The 21,919-nt window shown below is 53.4% G+C and carries 21 protein-coding genes; 10 read left to right on the top strand and 11 right to left on the bottom strand.

The features are described from left to right. Positions 1–49: 49 nt before the first annotated feature. From fabI to osmB, 6 genes are all read left to right on the top strand, one after another. Positions 50–838: an enoyl-ACP reductase FabI gene (gene fabI, locus FE839_RS20880; RefSeq protein ID WP_138362684.1), complete on the top strand. Its 789-nt coding sequence runs from the start codon at positions 50–52 to the stop codon at positions 836–838. A 194-nt stretch (positions 839–1,032) separates the two neighbouring features. Further along, positions 1,033–2,190: a carboxymuconolactone decarboxylase family protein gene (locus tag FE839_RS20875; RefSeq protein ID WP_138362683.1), complete on the top strand. Its 1,158-nt coding sequence runs from the start codon at positions 1,033–1,035 to the stop codon at positions 2,188–2,190. Between the two features lie 81 nt (positions 2,191–2,271). Beyond that, positions 2,272–4,206 (top strand): exoribonuclease II, encoded by a 1,935-nt coding sequence (locus tag FE839_RS20870; RefSeq protein WP_138362682.1) that lies wholly within the window; start codon positions 2,272–2,274, stop codon positions 4,204–4,206. A 175-nt stretch (positions 4,207–4,381) separates the two neighbouring features. Beyond that, a complete protein-coding gene (locus FE839_RS20865) occupies positions 4,382–4,564 on the top strand; it encodes a YciZ family protein (RefSeq protein WP_138362681.1) in 183 nt (60 codons plus the stop codon). Between the two features lie 71 nt (positions 4,565–4,635). After that, positions 4,636–5,385 (top strand): DNA-binding transcriptional regulator YciT, encoded by a 750-nt coding sequence (gene yciT / locus FE839_RS20860; protein ID WP_138362680.1) that lies wholly within the window; start codon positions 4,636–4,638, stop codon positions 5,383–5,385. Positions 5,386–5,663: 278 nt separating this feature from the next. Beyond that, positions 5,664–5,885 (top strand): osmotically-inducible lipoprotein OsmB, encoded by a 222-nt coding sequence (osmB, locus tag FE839_RS20855; RefSeq protein ID WP_138362679.1) that lies wholly within the window; start codon positions 5,664–5,666, stop codon positions 5,883–5,885. 96 nt (positions 5,886–5,981) lie between these two features. Here the strand turns inward: osmB and yciH are convergent, their stop codons facing one another. From yciH to pgpB, 5 genes are all read right to left on the bottom strand, one after another. Then, positions 5,982–6,308, bottom strand: a complete 327-nt coding sequence (gene yciH / locus FE839_RS20850; RefSeq protein WP_138362796.1) for a stress response translation initiation inhibitor YciH — start codon at positions 6,306–6,308, stop codon at positions 5,982–5,984. Beyond that, positions 6,308–7,045 (bottom strand): orotidine-5'-phosphate decarboxylase, encoded by a 738-nt coding sequence (pyrF, locus tag FE839_RS20845; RefSeq protein ID WP_138362678.1) that lies wholly within the window; start codon positions 7,043–7,045, stop codon positions 6,308–6,310. Before pyrF ends, yciH begins: the two co-directional genes overlap by 1 nt. A gap of 191 nt (positions 7,046–7,236) precedes the next feature. Beyond that, a complete protein-coding gene (lapB, locus tag FE839_RS20840) occupies positions 7,237–8,406 on the bottom strand; it encodes a lipopolysaccharide assembly protein LapB (RefSeq protein WP_138362677.1) in 1,170 nt (389 codons plus the stop codon). A gap of 6 nt (positions 8,407–8,412) precedes the next feature. After that, on the bottom strand, positions 8,413–8,721 hold the full coding sequence (locus FE839_RS20835) for a LapA family protein (protein ID WP_138362676.1): 309 nt from the start codon (positions 8,719–8,721) through the stop codon (positions 8,413–8,415). A gap of 134 nt (positions 8,722–8,855) precedes the next feature. After that, positions 8,856–9,623 (bottom strand): phosphatidylglycerophosphatase B, encoded by a 768-nt coding sequence (gene pgpB / locus FE839_RS20830; RefSeq protein WP_138362675.1) that lies wholly within the window; start codon positions 9,621–9,623, stop codon positions 8,856–8,858. A 161-nt stretch (positions 9,624–9,784) separates the two neighbouring features. On the opposite strand from pgpB, the gene ribA reads away from it, so the two are divergent. After that, complete coding sequence (ribA, locus tag FE839_RS20825; RefSeq protein WP_138362674.1) at positions 9,785–10,375, top strand: GTP cyclohydrolase II; 591 nt, start codon at positions 9,785–9,787, stop codon at positions 10,373–10,375. Positions 10,376–10,430: 55 nt separating this feature from the next. Here ribA and acnA read toward each other — a convergent pair whose 3' ends face one another. The 4 genes from acnA to topA form a co-directional block, all read right to left on the bottom strand. Continuing rightward, a complete protein-coding gene (gene acnA, locus FE839_RS20820) occupies positions 10,431–13,103 on the bottom strand; it encodes an aconitate hydratase AcnA (protein ID WP_138362673.1) in 2,673 nt (890 codons plus the stop codon). A gap of 393 nt (positions 13,104–13,496) precedes the next feature. Next, positions 13,497–13,664, bottom strand: a complete 168-nt coding sequence (locus FE839_RS20815; protein WP_138362672.1) for a YmiA family putative membrane protein — start codon at positions 13,662–13,664, stop codon at positions 13,497–13,499. A 244-nt stretch (positions 13,665–13,908) separates the two neighbouring features. Then, a complete protein-coding gene (gene cysB, locus FE839_RS20810; RefSeq protein ID WP_138362671.1) occupies positions 13,909–14,883 on the bottom strand; it encodes an HTH-type transcriptional regulator CysB in 975 nt (324 codons plus the stop codon). Positions 14,884–15,209: 326 nt separating this feature from the next. Further along, a complete protein-coding gene (topA, locus tag FE839_RS20805; protein ID WP_138362670.1) occupies positions 15,210–17,807 on the bottom strand; it encodes a type I DNA topoisomerase in 2,598 nt (865 codons plus the stop codon). Between the two features lie 409 nt (positions 17,808–18,216). Between topA and FE839_RS20800 the strand changes: the two genes are divergently transcribed. Continuing rightward, complete coding sequence (locus FE839_RS20800) at positions 18,217–18,468, top strand: YciN family protein (RefSeq protein WP_138362669.1); 252 nt, start codon at positions 18,217–18,219, stop codon at positions 18,466–18,468. A gap of 77 nt (positions 18,469–18,545) precedes the next feature. On the opposite strand, the gene sohB is transcribed toward FE839_RS20800, so the two are convergent. Then, a complete protein-coding gene (gene sohB, locus FE839_RS20795) occupies positions 18,546–19,592 on the bottom strand; it encodes a protease SohB (protein WP_138362668.1) in 1,047 nt (348 codons plus the stop codon). Positions 19,593–19,847: 255 nt separating this feature from the next. On the opposite strand from sohB, the gene FE839_RS20790 reads away from it, so the two are divergent. Both FE839_RS20790 and cobO read left to right on the top strand, forming a co-directional pair. Continuing rightward, entirely contained in the window at positions 19,848–20,609 is a 762-nt protein-coding gene (locus tag FE839_RS20790; RefSeq protein WP_138362667.1) for a YciK family oxidoreductase, read from the top strand. Next, positions 20,606–21,196, top strand: a complete 591-nt coding sequence (cobO, locus tag FE839_RS20785) for a cob(I)yrinic acid a,c-diamide adenosyltransferase (protein ID WP_138362666.1) — start codon at positions 20,606–20,608, stop codon at positions 21,194–21,196. Before FE839_RS20790 ends, cobO begins: the two co-directional genes overlap by 4 nt. 90 nt (positions 21,197–21,286) lie before the next feature. Here cobO and FE839_RS20780 read toward each other — a convergent pair whose 3' ends face one another. Next, positions 21,287–21,913 carry an aspartate/glutamate racemase family protein gene (locus FE839_RS20780; RefSeq protein ID WP_138362665.1) on the bottom strand — a complete coding sequence of 209 codons (627 nt, stop codon included), beginning with the start codon at positions 21,911–21,913 and terminating at the stop codon, positions 21,287–21,289. Between the last annotated feature and the right edge of the window lie 6 nt (positions 21,914–21,919).

The raw sequence follows: 21,919 nt of genomic DNA, 5'->3' as shown, positions 1-21,919 counted from the left end.
AAAGAGTTGTTAAAGTAACAATAAGCAATAACGATAAGGATTAAAAGCTATGGGTTTTCTTTCCGGTAAGCGCATTCTGATCACTGGCGTTGCCAGTAAACTGTCCATCGCCTACGGTATCGCGCAAGCCATGCACCGTGAAGGGGCTGAACTGGCGTTCACCTATCAGAACGAAAAACTGAAAGGCCGGGTGGAAGAATTCGCTACCGCGCTGGGCTCAAATATCGTACTGCCGTGCGATGTGGCTGAAGATGCCAGCATTGAGTCTCTGTTCACTGAACTGAGCAAAGTATGGCCGAAATTTGATGGTTTCGTACACTCCATCGGTTTTGCTCCGGCTGATCAACTGGACGGCGACTACGTCAACGCCGTCACTCGTGACGGTTTTAAAATTGCCCATGACATCAGCGCCTACAGCTTTGTCGCGATGGCCAAAGCCTGCCGCGGTATGCTGAACCCCGGTTCCGCCCTGCTGACGCTCTCCTATCTGGGCGCAGAGCGCGCAATTCCTAACTACAACGTGATGGGTCTGGCGAAAGCCTCTCTCGAAGCGAACGTCCGTTATATGGCTAACGCAATGGGTCCGGAAGGCGTGCGCGTTAACGCCATCTCCGCCGGTCCTATCCGTACTCTGGCGGCGTCCGGTATTAAAGATTTCCGCAAAATGCTGGCGCACTGCGAAGCGGTCACCCCGATCCGCCGCACCGTCACCACCGAAGACGTGGGTAACAGCGCGGCATTCCTCTGCTCCGATCTGTCTGCCGGTATCTCCGGTGAAGTCGTCCACGTTGACGGTGGTTTCAGCATCGCCGCGATGAACGAACTGGAACTGAAATAAGTTCCTTGCCCTCCTCACGATCGTGAGGAGGGTTCCTGCCCCCCTTCTCAATCACGCTTTCTCCTTCCGTTATTCCAATCTGCTATTTATTAGCACGTATCAATATTTTCTCCCGTATCGGGGTTACGCCAGGATAGTTCAGCATAGCATGACCGCGAAACGGCGGTTTGCCACATACCGAACAAGGAACGCCCATGGAGCAACGCCGCATTTACGGCAAAAACCACTGGTATCATGAGACTCAGGCTACGATCTGCCCGGTGGATGTATTGCCGCTCGTCCCTGAAGCCGCTGATGTCGAAGATCGTTTTCTGCTCGACCTGGTGCTGCCCGACGATCTGCGACAGGCGCATGCACGCTGGCTCACGCCTGCCCGTCAACTGGCCGATGCCCTCTTCCCGGCATCAGTTAACGACGATCGTCTGCCTACATTTAATGCCTACGACCGGCTGAGTACCGCGCTGACCGCCGCCCAGGTTTATGGTGTGCAGCGTCTGTGTAATCATTACGCCGCCCGCCTGGCGCCGCTTCCCGGCCCGGACTCTTCCCGCGAGAGCAACCGCCGCCTGGCGCAGATGACGCAATATGCCCGCCAGCTCGCCAGTTCTCCCTGGGTGATTAACGCGCAGGCTCGTCGTCAGTTAGATGAAGTCGGGCTGAGCCGTGACGACATCATTCTTATCAATCAGATTATCGGCTTTGTCGGCTTTCAGGCCCGCGCTATCGCCGCATTGCAGGCGGCTCAGGGTTATCCGGTACGCTGGCTCCCCGGCATGTCGCAGCAGGAAGATGCGCCGGAAGAAAGCTTTATCTCTGGCGACGTAGACTGGGAACCAGGGATCGACGATTATGATTTAGGCTACGAAAATGATGAGTATCTGTCGTTATTAGCAAAATGGCAGAATCATCCGGGCCTGTCCGACCTGGCGCCGCTACTGGCAATCCAGGGCCCGCCACTTGATGTACTGGAACAGCTTCTGGCTCATCTTAGCGAAGCGCAACCGTTCGCCGCGCAGGCGGCGCTGGTATCCGCGCGCATTAATGGCAGCATTAGCTGTTTTAACGCCTGGGCCGCACGATGTCCGGATTTAACCCCTCTGACGGCGGCTTTACGTGGTAATGAGCCTGACATTCATCGGTGGGGGAAAAACCACCCCATTGAGTATCAAATTTTACACTCCGCCCGGCTTTTAACCCGTGCACCCGACCGCTTCAGTACCGATCGGTTAACGCTCCTGATCGAACAGGGGCTTTCCCGTACCGCCGCTATCGATCTTCTCGTCTGGTGTGGACTGTGCGGCTGGATGAATCGTCTGAAAATCGCCCTCGGCAACGTCCCTCCTCAGACGTAAAATGCTGAAACATCGCTTGCTGCGGCAGGCATATTCGCGTAAAAATGTCAGCCGCTCTTTTAGCCACGAAAATACGACATTATGTTTCAGGACAACCCGCTGCTAGCGCAGCTTAAACAGCAACTGCATTCCCAGACGCCGCGTGTTGAAGGCGTCGTTAAGGGGACGGAAAAAGGGTTCGGCTTTCTCGAAGTCGACGCCCAAAAAAGCTATTTCATTCCGCCGCCGCAAATGAAAAAAGTGATGCATGGCGATCGTATTATCGCCGTGGTCAATACGGAAAAAGAACGCGAAAGCGCTGAGCCGGAAGAGCTGGTTGAGCCGTTTCTGACGCGTTTTGTCGGCAAAGTTCATAAGAAAGATGATCGTCTTTCCATCGTTCCTGATCATCCGCTGCTGAAAGACGCCATTCCCTGCCGGGCCGTTCGCGGCATAGAGCATGATTTTAAAGAGGGTGACTGGGCCGTAGCCGAAATGCGCCGTCATCCGCTGAAAGGCGACCGCGGTTTCTATGCCGAACTCACCCAGTACATCACCTATGGGGATGACCATTTCGTGCCATGGTGGGTCACTCTGGCGCGTCATCATCTGGAAAAAGAGGCGCCGGGCGGCGTCGCAACTGAAATGCTTGATGAAGGTCTGGAACGCCGCGATTTAACCGCGCTGGCTTTCGTGACCATCGACAGCGCAAGCACTGAAGATATGGATGATGCCCTGTACGCAGAGCAGACCGCTGACGGTAAACTGCACCTGACCGTCGCTATCGCCGATCCGACCGCCTGGATCACGGCAGGCAGCAAGCTGGACAATACGGCGAAAACCCGCGCCTTTACCAACTACCTGCCGGGCTTCAATATTCCGATGCTGCCACGCGAGCTGTCTGACGATCTCTGCTCCCTGCGCGCCAACGAAGTCCGTCCGGTTCTGGCCTGTCGCATGATTCTGGCTGATGATGGCGCTATCGAAGACGATATTGAGTTCTTCGCCGCCACCATCGAGTCCAAAGCGAAACTGGCCTACGATGAGGTTTCCGACTGGCTGGAAAACCACGGTAGCTGGCAGCCGGAGAGTGAAACCATCGCGCAGCAAATTAAACTGCTGCAGGATGTCTGCCTGCGGCGTAGCGAATGGCGCCAGAACCACGCGCTGGTGTTCAAAGATCGCCCGGATTATCGCTTTGTGCTGGGAGAAAAAGGCGAAGTGCTGGACATCGTCGCCGAACCGCGCCGTATCGCTAACCGTATTGTGGAAGAGTCGATGATTGCCGCCAACATTTGTGCGGCCCGCGTCCTGCGCGATAAACTCGGCTTCGGCATTTATAACGTTCACACCGGGTTCGATCCAGCAAACACCGAGCAATTAGCGGCATTGCTGAAGACGCACGATGTGCACGTTGATCCAGAGGAAGTATTAACGCTGCAGGGCTTCTGCAAACTGCGTCGTGAGCTCGACGCTCAGCCGTCCGGTTTCCTCGACAGCCGTATTCGCCGCTTCCAGTCATTCGCGGAAATTAGCACCGAGCCGGGTCCGCACTTTGGCCTGGGCCTTGATGCTTACGCAACCTGGACCTCCCCGATCCGTAAGTATGGCGATATGATCAATCACCGTTTGCTGAAAGCGATTATCAAAGGGGAAGCCATCGCCCGTCCGCAGGATGACGTTACGGTACAAATGGCGGAACGCCGTCGCCTCAACCGCATGGCGGAGCGCGATGTCGGTGACTGGCTGTACGCCCGCTATCTGAGCCCTAAAGCCGGAACCGATACCCGTTTTGCCGCTGAAATCGTTGATATCAGCCGCGGCGGCATGCGCGTGCGTCTGGTTGATAATGGCGCGATCGCCTTTATTCCGGCGCCATTCCTGCACGCCGTACGCGATGAACTGGTTTGCAGCCCGGAAAACGGCACCGTGCAAATTAAAGGCGAAATCGTCTATAAGGTAACCGACGTTATCGACATTACGATTGCTGAAGTTCGCATGGAAACCCGTAGCGTGATTGCACGCCCCGCGGCCTGATAAACGGCCCTCTACGGCTCCCGCATGTGGAGCCGTATTTCTACCTTTTCCTTGTTTTTCTGGGTATTGCCTGCAACGCTGCGCAGATAATTGAGTTGTACGTTTTTTTCACTTCTCTTTTTCTTCTATTTTTAGCATCATTGATTTTATTCACATTTATTATCAGGATAACGCCATGTCAGAACTGAATACCCGCCTGCTCGCCCAACGTATCGATACCGTGCTGGATATTCTGGTTGCCGGGGATTATCACTCCGCTATCCATAACCTGGAAATTCTGAAAGCTGAACTGCAGGCGCTTTCCAGCGACGAACAGGAAGAGAAATCCGGTCAGCCTAAAGCGCCGTGGGAAATTTAATAATTTCCTCGTTACCACCGGCCGCATAAGACCACTCGTTAGCCCAAATAGCCCTTAACCGTGATGTTGCTATGAACGCCAGACAACAAAGTATTTTGCAAATGGTCATCGATAAAGGCCGCATCAGCGTGGCCGATCTCGCGAAGATGACCGGTGTCTCTGAAGTCACCATCCGCCAGGATCTGAATTTATTAGAACAGCAGAGCTATCTGCGTCGTACCCACGGCTTCGCGGTTCCACTGGATAGCGAAGATGTGGAAACCCGGATGATGACCCATTTCGCCATCAAACGTGAACTGGCCGCATGGGCTGCTACGCTTGTCTCCTCTGGTGAGACGGTATTTATCGAGAACGGTAGCGGTAACGCTCTGCTTGCGCGTACGCTTGCCGATCGCGGTGATGTTACTATTATTACCGTCAGTAGCTATATCGCGCATCTGCTGAAAGCGTCTCCCGGGGAAGTCATTCTGCTTGGCGGAATTTATCAAAAACGCAGTGAAAGTATGGTTGGCCCGTTGACACGGCACTGTATCCAGCAGGTCCATTTTAGTAAGGCTTTTATCGGTATTGACGGCTGGCAGGCTGAAACCGGATTTACCGGACGGGATATGATGCGAGCCGACGTGGTCAATGCGGTGCTGGAAAAGGGCTGTGAAGCCATTGTGCTTAGCGACAGTTCGAAGTTCAATGTTGTTCACCCCTATCCACTCGGCCCTGTCGGGCGATTTAATCGCCTTATTACCGATAATAATCTTAGCGATGCCGTTCGCAATCAATTAATCGAATGCGGATTAGCCGTCGATATCGTCGACCATCCCTGATTCCCCTTTTTTGCTATTACGCGCGACGCTTTGCCGGACAATGTCCGGCCTGAGTTTCGTCTGAGACTTTTCCGACGCCTCAATTCAGAGTTTTTACCTGCCTGAAAAATTTATAGAAAGTAGAATTAATATTAGCGATATAACAGGAAGTGACTATCACCTGCGTGATTAAAGTAACACCTGCGCAACGAAAGTGACATGGAATAACCCCTGGGCTGGAGTAACACGCTATGCTTAAAGGAAGTTGTATCCATGAATAGATTATTCAGGAGAAAAAAATGATGACTTCAATGAACAAAAAAATGACCGCTGTAGTGCTGGCCGTCACGGTTGCAATGTCTCTGAGCGCTTGTTCTCACTGGTCTAAACGCGACCGCAACACCGCAATCGGTGCGGGTGCCGGCGCTATCGGCGGCGCGGTATTAACGGACGGCAGCACCCTGGGTACGCTGGGCGGCGCGGCAGTCGGCGGGATTATCGGCCACCAGGTGGGTAAATAATATTTACCACGCACTATAAAATTAATTTACAGCCGCTGGCTGATACCCCCGGCAAAAAATTAAGGCCACGATAAATATCGCGGCCTTAATAATTAATTAACCGCCAGCCAGCTTAACTTTCATACCTTTAGCTTCCAGCAACGATTTCAGCAAATCGCGCTTATCGCCCTGAATCTCTATTACGCCATCCTTCACCGACCCACCGCAGCCGCATTTCTTTTTCAGTTCGGCGGCTAGTTTAGCCAGCGCATCATCATTTTCATCAATTCCGCTAATCAGGCATACGCCTTTACCCTTGCGGCCGCTGGTCTGGCGCTGGATGCGCACAATACCGTCTCCTTTCAGACGCGTCTGTACCTGTTTGGGCTCATCAATACGGCCACCATCCGTTGAATACACCAGACGGCTACTGGAATCGCTCATCATGCCCCCTTGTTTAGCGATGCGTTGATGCTGCGCAGCGTGGCAGCCGGATCGGCAGACTGGGTTACCGGACGGCCAATCACCATATAATCGACGCCAGCCGCCTGCGCCTGTTCCGGCGTCATAATTCGCCGCTGGTCGCCGGCATCGCTGCCCAGAGGACGAATGCCGGGCGTCACCAGCTTAAACGCCTGGCCACGTTCTTGTTTGAAACGCACCGCCTCCTGCGCCGAGCAGACGACACCATCCAGACCGCAGCGTTGGGTCAGCGCCGCCAGCTTCGCAGCGTAATCTGCCGGAGAAAGGGAGATTCCCAGCGCCTGTAGATCGCTGGCTTCCATGCTGGTTAACACGGTTACCGCAATCAGCAGCGGCGCGTCACTGCCAAAGGGCAGTAGTGCTTCTCGTGCAGCGGTCATCATGCGCGCGCCGCCAGAGGCGTGAACGTTAACCATCCAGACGCCCAGATCCGCTGCCGCAGCGACCGCACGCGCCGTGGTATTCGGGATATCATGAAACTTGAGATCGAGGAAAACGTCAAAACCACGCTGGTGCAGGTCGCGGACAAACTGCGGCCCGAGCAGAGTAAACATCTCTTTGCCAACCTTCAGACGACAGTCGCGCGGGTCGATACGGTCGACAAACGCCAGCGCTTTATCACGGTTATCATAATCGAGAGCAACGACGACGGGCGAAGATGTGACAACGCGGGAAAAAGATGTAGCAGTAGACGTCATGACCGGACCTTAATTGTTGATAAGCGCCACTGCGGCGCAAGAAAGGTAAACGGCCAGCATTTTACCTGCGATAAAGCGAAAATAACAGGCTGCATTTCCCTCCCTGCCTGGCGATTTGATTACCGGGAGCGGAGGTAACGACGGTCATAACTAATAAGTATGTTGTAACTAAAACGCAGATTTTTTTTAACCTACTGCCCGTCAAGGCCACGAATCGGTTTAATAGTTGACCATGAGCGGCACGACGGGCAGTGCCAGTACAGGGTATGGGAGGTAAAACCGCATTTCTGGCAGCGGTAGCGCGGCTTGCTGCGCACCTGTTCCCCAACCATATGACGCAGAACGCCGAGGCTCTCCTTCGCCCGCCCCTCTTCGGCCTCATTAATATGGTAGTCAATTAGCTTGTGGAAAACGCGCATCGTCGGATGGCGCTCCAGTTGACGGGTAACATAGTTTTGCGCGGGCTCGATTCCTTCCCGTTGTTCGAGAATTTGCGCCAGCATAAGGTCGGCGCTCGCCCCGACATTTTCTTCAGCGCAGCGACGCAAAAACGCCTCCCATTCGCTGGCTTTCCCCAACTGCTGATAACAGGTTTGCAGCATTTCCAGCGTTTCAACGACCAGCTCTTTATCCTGTTCGATAACACGCTCCAGGCTCTCTACCGCTTTCGCGTAGTCGCCCTTTTCCATCCATACCCGGCCCATCATGATAGAAACCCGCGCGGCGGAACGGTCCGCCGCCGCACCTTTTTTCAGCAACGCCATCGCCTTATCCAGATCGTTGCTCGCCATTTGCTGAAGCGCCAGTTCGCACCAAAAATTCGCGATTTCGCCGCGATGTTTCTCTTTCCCCAGCTTTACCAGACGCTCGGCTACCTCAATAGCGGATTGCCAGTCGCTGGTCGCCTGATAGATTTGCAGCAGTTGCTGCAAGGCACCGAGACGAAAATCCGTTTCATCCACCAGTTGCTTGAACATGCCCTCCGCCCGGTCGTAGAGCCCGGCGGCCATATAATCACGCCCGAGCTGTTGTACGGCGAGCAGACGCTGGTCATACGTCAGCGCGGCGCTTTCCATCAGGCTTTGGTGAATGCGAATAGCCCGGTCAACCTCGCCGCGCGAGCGGAACAGATTACCGAGCGTGAGATGTGCTTCGACGGTGCCCGTATCCTCTTTCAGCATATCAAGGAAGAGATCGACAGCTTTATCCTGCTGATTGCTCAGCAGGAAGTTTACCCCTGTCACGTAGTCACGCGACAGACGGCTCGCATCGTCCTGTTTGGACTGTTGTGCACTTCTGCGCCCCATATACCAGCCATAAGCAGCGGCAACAGGCAAAAGCAGAAACAACAACTCCAGCATAAAGGGTTATTCCTTTACCACAGGAACACCCGCTTCAGCAGGCGCAACGCTGGCAGGCGCGATCTGGTGCTCCAGACGCTTAATCTTACGCTCTGCGCGCGCCAGCGAGACGCGAACGCGCAGCCAGAAAAGGCCGCAAATCAGCCAGCCGATAACAAAACCGGCGGCAAAAAGCACGGCCAGCAGCGTCGAAATACGGAATTCACCCTGCGCGAGCAAATAGTTGAACGTGACCAGCTGATCATTCTGGGCCCCCAGCGTCACTGAAATGACGAAGATGGCTAATACCAGTAAGAAAATAAGTAAATATTTCACATGACTTCCCGTTATGTGGGTTGCGCGAAAAATCCCGCGTTCAGCCCTATAAAGTATCATTTTCGCCGCAGCGGTGAAATGGAAAAGCATGATACCAGTACAGGATATGCCGCCTTGTACTGGTAATAGCAACATTATTCCTGTGCTGCGACCCTTTTTTTAATATCCCGTGCTTCTTCACCCGGCGGCAAAAGCGAGCCGCAAAACCGCTGGGCGAGCCAGGTCGCCAGCGTCACCAACAGCCAGGAAATCAGCGTCGCAACAATCAGATCCTGTGGCCAGTGCATCCCCAGCGCCAGTCGGCTCCCCATCACCAGCGTGGCCCACGCCAGCAGCAGTCCCATGGTTGCCCAACGACGACGCGGCCACAGCAATCCGACACCGAGCAGCGCCCAACTGGCGGCAAACATCGTGTGACCAGAAGGGAAAGCAAAACCGGTCTCTTTTTGCCAGTGTTTACGCAGGAATGCCGGTATTCTCTGCTCTTGCGCCAGTTGCGCATGCACCAGTTTAGCGCGTTCTTTGCGTTTCAACGCGTAGAATTGATCCACCGGCACCTGCCGCGTCTGTTCCAGCCAGATGACAAAAGGCCGGGGTTCCTGCACCTGGTCTTTGATCCACGACTTCATTCCTTGCCCAATTAAAATCGCCGCAGCAAGGATCAGAAACAGCATAATCGCCGCCCGCAGGCGAAAACGCAGGCACCACAGGAACCAGAGACATAAAATAACATGCGTAATAACGCCCCAGGGTTGCGTCACTGTTTCAGTCACCCAATACAGGGGCTTCATCACCCCTTCCGGTAATCCGGGATGCCATGTCCAGCCGGAAACCCAGACCACCGCGGGCATAACTAATAACACCACCGCCGCAGCGGCGGTTCGTCGGGCAATTAACAGCATCTCGTCTCCTTATCATTGACCTCAATATCATAACGGAAAGTCGCGCGTTTGTGCGCTTTGCGCCCAACTGAGCGCACGCAATTAGGCGAACGTCACGCCATTGTGGCAAAATGATGGCAAACAGAAGCACAGTCAGGTGCTGATAAAATCTGGAGAATCACATGCAGCTTAAACGTGTGGCAGAAGCCAAACTGCCAACGCCATGGGGAGATTTCCTCATGGTGGGTTTTGAAGAACTGGCAACCGGACAGGATCACGTCGCGCTGGTATTCGGCGATATTTCGGGGCAATCCCCGGTTCTGGCTCGCGTACATTCTGAATGTTTAACCGGCGATGCTCTTTTTAGTCTGCGCTGTGATTGCGGGTTTCAACTGGAAGCCGCGTTGTCGCATATTGCCGAAGAAGGGCGCGGTATTCTGCTGTATCACCGTCAGGAAGGGCGCAATATTGGTCTGCTGAATAAAATCCGCGCTTATGCTCTGCAGGATCAAGGCTATGACACGGTTGAAGCCAACCATCAGTTGGGTTTTGCCGCCGATGAGCGTGACTTCACGCTGTGTGCGGATATGTTTAAGTTGCTCAATGTCGATCAGGTTCGTCTGTTAACCAACAACCCGAAGAAGGTCGAGATCCTGAGCGAAGCGGGAATCAATATTGTGGAACGCGTACCGCTGATTGTGGGCCGCAATCCGAAAAATGCCCACTATCTGGATACCAAAGCCGCCAAAATGGGGCACCTTCTGGGCAAATAAAGCCGTTAAGAATACGGGCCAGCATTTGCTGGCCCTTTTGTTTAAAACATCTGGTTTACAGCATATTGCGAATCACATAATGCAATATGCCATCGTTCTGGTAGTACGTCAGCTCAGTGGCGGTATCAATGCGGCAGCGACAGTCAATGATTTCTTGCTTACCGTCCGTCCGCGTCAGCGTTACCGGCACTGTTGTCCCCGGCTGTAAAGCCTGCAGGTTACCGATATCAATCCTTTCCTCTCCGCTTAAGCCCAGCGTCTTACGCGTAACGCCTTGCGGGAATTCCAGCGGCAATATTCCCATTCCAATCAGGTTAGAGCGATGGATACGTTCGAAAGACTCAGCGATGACAACCCTGACGCCAAGCAAGCGCGGCCCTTTTGCCGCCCAGTCGCGGCTGGAACCGGAACCGTACTCTTTCCCGGCGATCACCGCCAGCGGCGTCCCCTCTTCCTTGTACAACATTGCGGCATCGTAAATAGCAATCGGCTCACTATCCGGAAGATGGCGCGTCATCCCGCCCTCCACACCTGGTACCATTTCGTTACGAATACGAATATTGGCGAACGTACCGCGCATCATCACCTCGTGATTCCCGCGACGGGAACCGTAGGAGTTAAAATCAGTACGTTCAACACCATGGTTTAGCAAATAACGCCCGGCGGGACTCTCGGCTTTGATACTGCCTGCCGGAGAGATATGGTCAGTGGTAACCGAGTCCCCCAGCATCGCCAGAATACGCGCGCCATGAATATCTTCCACCGGTTTGGGTTCAGCCGCCATCTCATCAAAGAAGGGTGACAGGCGAATATAGGTTGAATCGTCTTGCCAGTCGTAAGTGTCCGACCGTTCTACTTTTATCGCCTTCCACTCGGCGGTGCCTTCAAACACCTCCGCATACTCTTTACGGAACATCTGCGTCGACACTTGCTCCACCGCGCGGGCGACCTCCTCGCCACTCGGCCAGATATCTTTCAGATACACCGGTTGCCCGTCTTTACCCCGTCCCAACGGCTCACGAGTCAGATCAAGGTTCATGTTCCCCGCCAGAGCATAGGCCACCACCAACGGCGGCGAAGCCAGCCAGTTGGTTTTCACCAGCGGGTGAATTCGCCCTTCGAAGTTACGGTTACCCGAAAGGACCGCGCCGACAGTCAGATCCCCCTGCCTGATGGCGCGCTCAATCGGATCCGGTAGCGGTCCGGAGTTACCAATACAGGTAGTACAACCATAGCCCACCAGATTAAAACCCAGTTCATCAAGATAAGGCGTCAGTTTCGCGTGGGCCAGATAGTCGGAAACCACTTTCGACCCCGGCGCCAGCGACGCTTTTACCCACGGCTGCGGTTTCAGGCCCAGTTCGACGGCATTTTTGGCCAGCAAACCGGCGGCCATCAGTACGCTGGGGTTTGACGTATTGGTACAGGAGGTAATCGCGGCAATAACCACCGCCCCATCCGGCAATGAATATTGCTGTCCGTTCAGCGTATAGTCGATCGGTCGTTTATCTTTTTGCGCATGGTTAACCTCCAGTTCTGTACTGGCAGCAAACGCCTTTGGCACGTCCCCGAGGGCGACCCGATCTTGTGGCCGTTTCGGACCAGCCAGACTGGCTTCTACGGTTGCCATATCCAGCGCCAGTGTGCTGGTAAAGACGGGTTCATCCCCGGGCAGACGCCACATTCCCTGCGCTTTCGCATAGGCTTCGACCAGCGCCACCTGCTCTTCGCTGCGCCCGGTCAGGCGCATGTAGTCAAGCGTTACAGCATCAACGGGAAAGAAACCGCAGGTCGCACCGTATTCCGGTGACATATTGGCAATTGTCGCGCGATCCGCGAGGGGAAGTGAGTCGAGGCCATCACCATAGAATTCAACAAATTTACCCACTACGCCGTGTTTGCGCAGCATCTGAGTCACGGTAAGCACCAGGTCCGTCGCGGTAATCCCCTCTCGCAGCTTACCGCTCAGCTTGAAGCCAACGACATCCGGGATCAGCATCGAAACCGGCTGCCCCAGCATCGCGGCTTCCGCTTCAATACCGCCGACGCCCCAGCCCAGCACACCAAGGCCGTTAATCATGGTAGTGTGCGAATCGGTGCCGACCAGCGTGTCCGGAAAGGCTACCCATTCCCCCTCTTGCTGTTCGCTCCATACGGCGCGACCAAGATACTCAAGGTTAACCTGGTGGCAAATCCCGGTCCCCGGCGGCACGACGCTAAAGCGACTGAATGCCTGCTGTCCCCAGCGTAAAAAGACATAACGCTCATGGTTCCGCGCCATCTCAAGGCGGACGTTTTCTGCAAAGGCATCATCATCGCCAAAGCGATCTACGGTGACCGAATGGTCAATGACCAGATCGACGGGGGAAAGCGGGTTCACTTTGGCGGTGTCGCCTCCCAGGCGTTTTACCGCTTCACGCATTGCCGCCAGATCCACGACGGCGGGGACGCCCGTAAAATCCTGCATCAGTACTCGCGCCGGACGGTAGGCGATTTCTCGGTCGGCATGGGCCTGTTTCAACCATCCGGCAAGGGCGTGAATATCTTCGGCGGTCACTGAATCACCATCCTGCCAGCGCAGAAGGTTTTCCAGAAGTACTTTAAGCGATTTGGGCAAACGCGACAGATCGCCCAGTTCTTTGGCAGCTAGCGGTAAGCTGTAGTAGTGCCAGGTTTTACCTTTAACCTGTAACGAATCCTTGCTGGCTGCGCGTAGGGTTGACGACATAGCTCCTCCTTTACCTTAGGGATAGTATCTCCTGCTGCTCCTCAGGGTTATTATTAAAGATAACACATCTTTTGCGTAACATTTTGATAACACCCCAAATTGCTAAAAGAGGCAAAAAGTATGATGCCAGGAAAGTTGAATAATATGCGTGAAAATAATGAGAGAATTTGAAAGAGGCTAATTGTGCTAACAAAGGTATTGTATTAGTACGCGAGTACGATAAAAAACTGATCGCCGTTATTCTGGCGATCAGTTCAGGAGAGTAGATTGACGGAAAAACTCTTCAAAAGAAAAATCATATACGCCTTATTACCGCTGTATTATCAGATGGGAATAATTCGCAAATCTTTTTTGTCATAAAAATGACACAGATCTTTTAACAGGTAATGTGCTCTAGTTTAGAAACCAAATGTTGCAGACAACCAGAGCAATGATGCTCCAGAACATCGCAAGCCCAAGGATAACGGCGCTCCAGGCCTTACTTCTTAAAACCGGATCTATCTCGGTCTTGTCACGCTCCTGTGACATCGCTAACTTCATATAATCGATATCACTAATCATTCTTCCACCACCAATTGCTAAAAATAACTTAGTACAGATAAATCTTAATTATGGATTTTGTATTAATCCAGTGAATTTACTTTTCGACAGATATCTTTCGTCATTATTTTGATCGAAACAGGTATATTCGCAAATATGTTATGGGGAGTTAGCGAAACTGTGATTCAAACGAGGTTAAATTATTCGCTTCCAGGCCATTATTAAATTTGGCATCCCCTGGAGGATGCCATTATTTTTTACAGGGTTATTTTTCCGGTAACTTAATATCTTTGAACATGGCTTCAATATCTTCATTTGAGCGCAGGGCAACGGCCGTATCGACCACATCTCTGGTTAAATGCGGCGCAAATCGTTGAATAAAATCATACATATAGCTTCTTAAGAAGGTACTGCGACGAAACCCTATCTTTGTGGTGCTGTGGCTAAAAATGCCGTGGGCGTCAAGCTTAACCAAATCGGGATCAGACACAGGATCCACCGCCATGCTGGCTATCACCCCTACCCCGAGCCCTAGTCGGACGTAGGTTTTAATCACGTCGGCGTCCGTCGCGGTGAAAACAATGCGCGGCGTGAGTCCGGCACGGTTAAACGCCGTATCCAGTTCGGAGCGCCCGGTAAACCCAAAAGTGTAGGTCACCAGCGGATACTGGGCCAGCTCTTCTATTGAAACCGACCCCTGAGAGGCCAGCGGATGCTCTGGTGTGACAACGATCGATCGGTTCCAGTGATAGCACGGCAACATAACCAAATCATCATAGAGATGGAGCGCTTCAGTCGCGATGGCAAAGTCAGCATTGCCCTTTGAAACAGCTTCGGCGATTTGTGTCGGTGAGCCCTGATGCATGTGCAACGAGACGCGAGGATAGCGTTCAATAAAGCCTTTGATGACGCCCGGTAGCGCATAACGGGCTTGCGTATGCGTGGTTGCAACATACAGTGAACCTTTGTCAGGCCAGGTATGCTCGCCCGCCACCGACTTTATCGCCTCCACCTTCGACAAGACTTCACGCGCGATGCGTATGATCTCCTGCCCTGCTGGCGTGACCTGAGTCAAGTGTTTACCACTGCGAGCAAAAATCTGAACGCCCAGTTCATCTTCCAGCATGCGGACCTGTTTGCTGATGCCGGGCTGTGAGGTATACAAACCTTCAGCAGTAGAGGAAACATTCAGATTATGGTTAACAACCTCAACGATGTAGCGGAGTTGCTGTAGTTTCATGGCTGATATCCAAATAGCGCGTAAAATGAACCCGCTTAATACATTTTACGTTCAGGTCACTTCCTGGCCGGCGCACTTGTCTGGCCATCCCTGCGATTCGCCATATGGCGTCACAACGCATCCTGAAGACGGTGATGTATAAGACGATTTGATAATAAAGAAACGGTTAACTATAACCACTATATCATTTATATCTACAGTGTATAGATACCAACGAAAAATAATAAGCTGGTTATAAGAGGAGATAAAGCGCAACAAAATGCGCAAGCGCCATACCGCACGATTAAAAAGGGCCGCAATGCGGCCCTCACTACCAGCGATAAAGGTTATTTCTTCGCTTCAGTCCATTGCCCGTCAATATAGAAAGCGGACCAGCCGGTCGCTTTGCCGTCTTTCTCCGAAGCGACATATTGCTGCTTCGTCTTACGGCTAAAGCGCACCATCGTTTTATTACCCTGCGGATCTTTCTGCGGCGCATCGGCCAGATAACGCAGTTTCTCCGCCAGACGATCGCGGAAACGATACAGTTCTTCCACCAGCGGCGCACGGGTTTCGCGTGATTTAGGGAAAGTGCTGGCAGCCAGGAAGACGCCCGCCGCACCATCACGCAGAACGAAGTAGGCGTCTGATTTCTCGCAGGGAAGTTCCGGCAGTGGAACCGGATCTTCTTTCGGCGGGGCTACCTCGCCATTACGCAGGATTTTACGCGTGTTTTTACATTCATCGTTAGTACAGGCCATGTACTTACCAAAACGCCCCATCTTCAGGTGCATTTCGGAACCACATTTTTCACACTCAACGATCGGACCATCATAGCCCTTGATGCGGAATTCGCCCTCTTCAATCTCGTAACCATCACAGGTCGGGTTATTGCCGCAGACATGCAGCTTACGCTTCGGATCGATAAGGTAACTGTCCATCGCAGTGCCGCACTTTTTACAGCGACGTTTGGCGCGTAACGCATTGGTTTCCGCGTCATCGCCTTCCAGCACGTTAAGGACTTCGTTTTCCGGTACCAGATTAATGGTGGTTTTACAGCGCTCTTTCGGCGACAACGCATACCCTGAACAGCCGAGGAACACCCCGGTGCTGGCGGTGCGAATCCCCATCTTGCGCCCGCAGGTTGGACAATCGATGCTGGTCAGTACCATCGGGTTTGGCTGCATGCCCCCCACTTCCGGATCTTTCTCCGCGGTTTCCAGTTGCGCAGTGAAGTCGCCAAAGAAGTGGTCGAGCACCTGTTTCCATTCAGCCTGATGATTGGCCACCTGGTCGAGTCGGTCTTCCATTTGTGCGGTAAAATCGTAGTTCATCAAATCGCGGAAGTTTTCTTCCAGACGATCGGTGACAATTTCTCCCATTTTTTCCGCATAGAAACGACGGTTTTCCACTCGTACATAACCGCGGTCCTGGATAGTCGAAATAATCGAGGCATAGGTGGACGGACGGCCAATCCCACGTTTTTCCAGCTCTTTCACCAGCGACGCTTCACTAAAACGCGCGGGCGGCTTAGTAAAGTGCTGCGCGGGCGTCAGCTCAACCAGACTGAGGCGGTCACCTTTGTTTACCACAGGTAAGGTACGATCTTCATCGCCTTTACGCAGAGCTGGCATTACTTTCGTCCAGCCGTCAAAGCGCAGCGTACGACCGCGCGCTTTCAGTTTGAAATCCCCGGCTTTTACCGTCAGCGTGGTGGAGTCATACTGCGCAGGCGTCATCTGACAGGCGACGAACTGACGCCAGATCAACTGATACAGTTTCTGCGCGTCAGATTCCATATCTTTCAGCGTTTCGGCCAGCACATTGACATCGGAAGGACGGATCGCCTCGTGCGCCTCCTGCGAGTTTTCTTTGCTGGCGTACTGGTTAGCGCTCGCCGGAAGATATTTTTTACCGAATTTATCATCGATATAGTCGCGCACCATATTCAGCGCGTCCTGGCTGAGGTTCGTCGAATCGGTACGCATATAGGTAATATAGCCCGCTTCGTAGAGACGCTGCGCCATCATCATGGTTTTCTTCACGCCGAATCCCAGACGCGTGCTGGCGGCCTGCTGCAGCGTCGAGGTGATAAAGGGCGCGCCAGGCTTGCTGCTGGTCGGCTTATCTTCACGCTCCAGCACGCTGTAGCTGGCGTTTTCAAGCAGCGCGACCGCCGCCATAGTTTCATCACGGCTAACCGGGCGGAACGGTTTATCACCGTTATGCGTCACCTGCAGTTGTAATGCCTCGCCGCCCGGCGTCGTGGTACTGGCGTCAACCTCCCAGAACTCTTCCGGAACGAATGCTTTAATTTCGCGCTCGCGTTCCACCACCAGACGTACGGCAACGGACTGGACGCGGCCGGCAGACAAACCACGGGCAATTTTTTTCCACAGCAGTGGAGAAACCATATAGCCCACCACGCGATCCATAAAACGGCGCGCCTGCTGAGCATTAACCCGGTCGATATTCAGTTCGCCAGGCTTTTCGAAGGCCTGACGAATGGCATTTTTGGTGATCTCGTTGAACACCACGCGGCTATAGCGCTGTTCATCACCACCGATAACTTCCCGCAGGTGCCATGCAATCGCTTCCCCTTCGCGGTCAAGGTCGGTTGCGAGGTAGATGTGGTCAGCTTTTTCCGCCAACTGTTTGAGTTCTGAAACGACCTTTTCTTTACCCGGAAGTATTTCATAGTGCGCATTCCAGTCATGCCACGGGTCCACGCCCATACGATTAACCAGAGCGCCACGTTCATCCTTCTTAGGCTTTTTAGCCCCTTTGGTGGAGGTAGAGTCGGCGCTCTTTTTGGAAGCTGAGCCACTGGTCGGCAAATCGCGGATATGACCAACGCTGGATTTAACCACGTAGTCACTACCCAGATACTTATTGATCGTTTTGGCTTTTGCCGGGGACTCAACGATAACGAGAGCTTTACCCATATTCACCTTTACCTAATTTGATTCATCCAGAATACATCGCACATTGATTCACCATCCACGGGAAACACGTCACAACCAATGTTGCGTCGTTATCGATGGATATCAACCCTTTGCACCGGTTTCACATCCATAAAACCAGTTAGCTGAGTTAGCTGGCTTTTTCTGGCCTGGCGACATAGCACGAATAATTTTTGGCCGAATGTCAAGCAAATCTGTTACCAGATCGCTGAAAGCGTCACACTGTACCTGATAAAATTCGTTACGCAACTTTATTAGCATGCAAAAGCAAATCCCGCCACTAAACTGATGTTTATTAAGCGCCTGCGAATACCCTTGTAAGCACAGTGGAATATTTGCCCCGCGCCGCCGCGCGGCGTAGACTAACCGGTAAGAATCACAGGAGGTATTTATGCAAGGTACAACCCAACCAATCGATCGCCAGACGCTGCTGGAAAAAGCCAACACGCTTATTCGCGAACATGAAGATACGTTAGCCGGGATCGAGGCCACCGATGTCGTTCAGCGTAACGGCGTACTGGTATTCAGCGGCGAGTTCTATCTTGATGAACAGGGGCTGCCCACGGCGAAAAGTACGGCGGTATTTAATATGTTCAAATACCTTGCGCACCAGTTGTCCGATAAGTATCACCTGGCGGATTAAAAATGGCTTACCGGCCAGATATGGCAACGCGAGGTTTTAGCCTCGCGTCTTCTTTGTTTTTGTTTACATGAGCGGGGTTACATCAGCGGCTTTTGCCCACGCTGCCACCAGCGCAGCAGTAGCTTGTCGGCGCTTTCCGCCGCGCTGCCGGTAAAACGATCGAGCATTTTCTTACGCTGTTGGTAGCGCACGCTGATAACCTCATGTTTTTCCATCAGCCCCAGCAGCAGTTCATCACTGGTTTCCACCGCGTCCACAAGGCCCTTTTCAAGCGCCTGAACGCCGTACCAGTGTTCTCCAGTGGCCACCTGTTCAATATCCAGCGTTGGCCGCATTTGATGAACAAAGTCTTTAAATAACCGATGGGTATCATTCAGATCTTCACGGAATTTCTGCCGCCCTTCTTCCGTATTTTCACCCAGCATCGTCAGGGTGCGCTTGTATTGACCGGCGGTATGCAGCTCAATATCAATATCTTTGTTCTTCAGGAAGCGATTAATGTTCGGGATCTGCGCCACAACACCAATCGAGCCAAGAATCGCAAACGGCGCGGCGACAATTCGGTTCGCCACGCAGGCCATCATATAACCTCCGCTGGCCGCCACCTTATCTACCGCTACCGTCAACGGGATCTGTTTGTCACGCAAGCGTTGCAGTTGCGAAGCGGCAAGGCCATAACCGTGGACCACGCCGCCGGGACTTTCGAGGCGAATCACGACCTGGTCACGCGCTTTTACCGCCGCCAGAACAGCGGTGATCTCTTCCCGCAGGCTGCTGACTTCATGGGCATCCATGCTGCCTTTAAAATCCAGCACCCAAACCCGCGATTTCGCGTCTGGCTCCGCGGTACCCAGCTTTGCCCGGGCCTTTGCGGCCTTTGCTTCCTGCTTGTGCTTTTTCTTTTGCACTTTATGCCACCGCTTCTGCTGCGGGCCATCAAGCAACGAAACCGCCAGATCTTCCTTCATATCCTTATACTGCTCGCTAAGATTGGTCACCCGGAGCTCCCCGCGCTGCTTCTTGCGCTGAGTCAGGTTAACAATAATGGCGACGATAACCGCAATTGCGACGACAATCGTCGCGATTTTTGCCAAAAACAGGCCGTATTGAGCAAGTAACTCCACGTTTTCACCTTGTGTAAACCACTGACGTTGACGCACAGTGTACATCAGCCGTCCGCGATAAGTCTTTGTGCTTTGTGTTACGCGTGAGGCGCAATCCTGTTTTTTCAGCGACGATAAAATCGTTGCAAGATATTAATTCTCTGACGTGTTTCCGTTTCGCCGATTGCAATAGCGAGCGCTTTAGGGCATAAAGCGCAAAAGTGAGAGACCTAATAGCAAGCGCGATCGCCAGCCGATCGCTTGAGAGGAGTCGCCGTGCATTATCAACCGCAACGTCACCTGTTACAGGACCGCATCATCCTTGTTACCGGCGCCAGCGACGGCATTGGCCGTGAAGCCGCGCTGACCTATTCCCGCTATAGCGCCAGCGTCATCCTGGTCGGTCGTAATGAAGAGAAATTGCGCGGCGTCGCCCACGAGATTCAGCAGGCGGGAGGGATCCCTGCCCAGTGGTTTGTTCTGGACCTGTTAACCTGCACGCCACAGGCGTGCCAGCAACTGGCGCAGAAGATAGCCATCCACTACCCGCGCCTTGACGGCGTGCTGCACAACGCCGGTATGCTCGGCGATGTTTGCCCCATGGACCAACAAAAACCCGAAGTATGGCAAGAAGTTATGCAGGTGAACGTTAACGCCACCTTTATGCTCACTCAGGCGCTGCTTCCTTTATTACTTAAATCTGAATCAGGTTCGCTGGTTTTTACCTCTTCCAGCGTTGGCCGCCAGGGACGAGCCAACTGGGGGGCCTACGCAGCATCTAAATTTGCCACCGAAGGCATGATGCAGGTGCTGGCCGAAGAGTACCAAAGCCGCCATCTGCGGGTTAACTGTATTAATCCTGGCGGTACCCGTACTAACATGCGTGCCAATGCTTTCCCAACGGAAGATCCGCAAAAATTGAAAACGCCCGCCGATATCATGCCTGTTTATCTGTGGCTGATGGGCGACGACAGCCGTCGCAAGACGGGAATGACTTTTGATGCCCAGCCGGGGCGCAAACCAGGAATCGCACGATGAGTGATGAACGCTACCGCGAACGCCAGCAGCGGTTAAAAGATAAGGTTGACGCCCGCGTGGCGGCGGCCCAGGAAGAGCGCGGCATTATCATTGTCTTTACCGGCAACGGTAAAGGCAAAACCACCGCGGCGTTTGGCACAGTGACCCGCGCCGTCGGGCACGGTAAAAAGGCTGGCGTCGTGCAGTTTATTAAAGGCATCTGGCCGAATGGCGAACGCAATTTGCTCGAACCGCACGGCGTCGAATTCCAGGTAATGGCCACCGGGTTTACCTGGAATACCCAGGATCGCGCAAGCGACACCGCAGCCTGCCTCGCCGTCTGGGAGCATGGTCGCAGAATGCTGGCCGATGAAAGTCTGGATCTCGTTTTGCTCGACGAACTGACCTACATGGTCGCGTATGACTATCTGCCGCTGGACGAGGTGATGACCGCATTGCGCAATCGCCCGGCGCATCAAACGGTAATTATTACCGGTCGCGGTTGCCATCGTGAGATTATCGAACTGGCGGACACCGTCAGCGAGTTACGCCCGGTTAAGCATGCTTTTGACGCCGGAATTAAGGCGCAGATAGGGATCGACTACTAAGTGCACCTTCCGAAGTGTCGATCGCCTGAAGAAGATCTTCATATATCTGTCTGACGTGATGGAAGTCGCCCTATCCCTGGCCTGCATCCATTATGCCAGTTGGCTGACAAATAACCCGGATGCGCTGACCGCATCGATAGCAATTTTACCCAGTTTGCTACGAATCGCGTCAGCCAGCCCGATGGTTGAAAACCCCGTGCAGGAAAACGCGATGACCTCCGCGCCCTCCTTGTACAACATATCGGCGCAGGCCAGCGCACTGGCACGCCCCTCAGGCGTCAGCAAGTCCGTCGTATTGGTCACGCCTTCTGGCCTGGCATAGCGCACCTTTTCCCCCAGCAGGGCACGAAATGGCGCAGGTGCCCCAACACCAATTCCCATCACCGCCACCGGACGCTTCAGCATCGCCGCAATGCTGGCGGAGGCGCTGCCAGCACTTATAACAGGGACACTCACCGCGGCACGCAACTGTGCGAGACCCGGATCGGCCGCACAGCTCAAAAACAGCGCGGTACAGCCTTGCGCCTGTAATGTCTGGCCTGACGCAACAATTTTCGGTATCGCCAGCGCTTCGCTATCGGCATCGAAAATACCGCGTCGTTGATCCGCAATACAGCGACTGATACTCGCAATACCGTACTCTTGCTGAATCAGGCGACCATGTTCCTCAACAAAATGCCGATCGTCATGGGTCAGTACCCGAATAATGCCTAACATCAGCAA

Origin of the sequence: Klebsiella indica, from assembly GCF_005860775.1 — a bacterium.
Lineage (GTDB): Bacteria > Pseudomonadota > Gammaproteobacteria > Enterobacterales > Enterobacteriaceae > Klebsiella > Klebsiella indica.
The sequence above is the reverse complement of the archived record's forward strand: the minus strand, read 5'-3'. Positions and strand labels throughout refer to the sequence as shown.

Excerpts from the sequence above, each read along its gene's own strand:
- fabI (WP_138362684.1), top strand. The coding sequence starts at position 50 with ATGGGTTTTCTTTCCGGTAAGCGCATTCTGATCACTGGCGTTGCCAGT.
- FE839_RS20875 (WP_138362683.1), top strand. The coding sequence starts at position 1,033 with ATGGAGCAACGCCGCATTTACGGCAAAAACCACTGGTATCATGAGACT.
- FE839_RS20870 (WP_138362682.1), top strand. The coding sequence starts at position 2,272 with ATGTTTCAGGACAACCCGCTGCTAGCGCAGCTTAAACAGCAACTGCAT.
- FE839_RS20865 (WP_138362681.1), top strand. The coding sequence starts at position 4,382 with ATGTCAGAACTGAATACCCGCCTGCTCGCCCAACGTATCGATACCGTG.
- yciT (WP_138362680.1), top strand. The coding sequence starts at position 4,636 with ATGAACGCCAGACAACAAAGTATTTTGCAAATGGTCATCGATAAAGGC.
- osmB (WP_138362679.1), top strand. The coding sequence starts at position 5,664 with ATGATGACTTCAATGAACAAAAAAATGACCGCTGTAGTGCTGGCCGTC.
- yciH (WP_138362796.1), bottom strand. The coding sequence starts at position 6,308 with ATGAGCGATTCCAGTAGCCGTCTGGTGTATTCAACGGATGGTGGCCGT.
- pyrF (WP_138362678.1), bottom strand. The coding sequence starts at position 7,045 with ATGACGTCTACTGCTACATCTTTTTCCCGCGTTGTCACATCTTCGCCC.
- lapB (WP_138362677.1), bottom strand. The coding sequence starts at position 8,406 with ATGCTGGAGTTGTTGTTTCTGCTTTTGCCTGTTGCCGCTGCTTATGGC.
- pgpB (WP_138362675.1), bottom strand. The coding sequence starts at position 9,623 with ATGCTGTTAATTGCCCGACGAACCGCCGCTGCGGCGGTGGTGTTATTA.
- ribA (WP_138362674.1), top strand. The coding sequence starts at position 9,785 with ATGCAGCTTAAACGTGTGGCAGAAGCCAAACTGCCAACGCCATGGGGA.
- acnA (WP_138362673.1), bottom strand. The coding sequence starts at position 13,103 with ATGTCGTCAACCCTACGCGCAGCCAGCAAGGATTCGTTACAGGTTAAA.
- FE839_RS20815 (WP_138362672.1), bottom strand. The coding sequence starts at position 13,664 with ATGATTAGTGATATCGATTATATGAAGTTAGCGATGTCACAGGAGCGT.
- cysB (WP_138362671.1), bottom strand. The coding sequence starts at position 14,883 with ATGAAACTACAGCAACTCCGCTACATCGTTGAGGTTGTTAACCATAAT.
- topA (WP_138362670.1), bottom strand. The coding sequence starts at position 17,807 with ATGGGTAAAGCTCTCGTTATCGTTGAGTCCCCGGCAAAAGCCAAAACG.
- FE839_RS20800 (WP_138362669.1), top strand. The coding sequence starts at position 18,217 with ATGCAAGGTACAACCCAACCAATCGATCGCCAGACGCTGCTGGAAAAA.
- cobO (WP_138362666.1), top strand. The coding sequence starts at position 20,606 with ATGAGTGATGAACGCTACCGCGAACGCCAGCAGCGGTTAAAAGATAAG.
- FE839_RS20780 (WP_138362665.1), bottom strand. The coding sequence starts at position 21,913 with ATGTTAGGCATTATTCGGGTACTGACCCATGACGATCGGCATTTTGTT.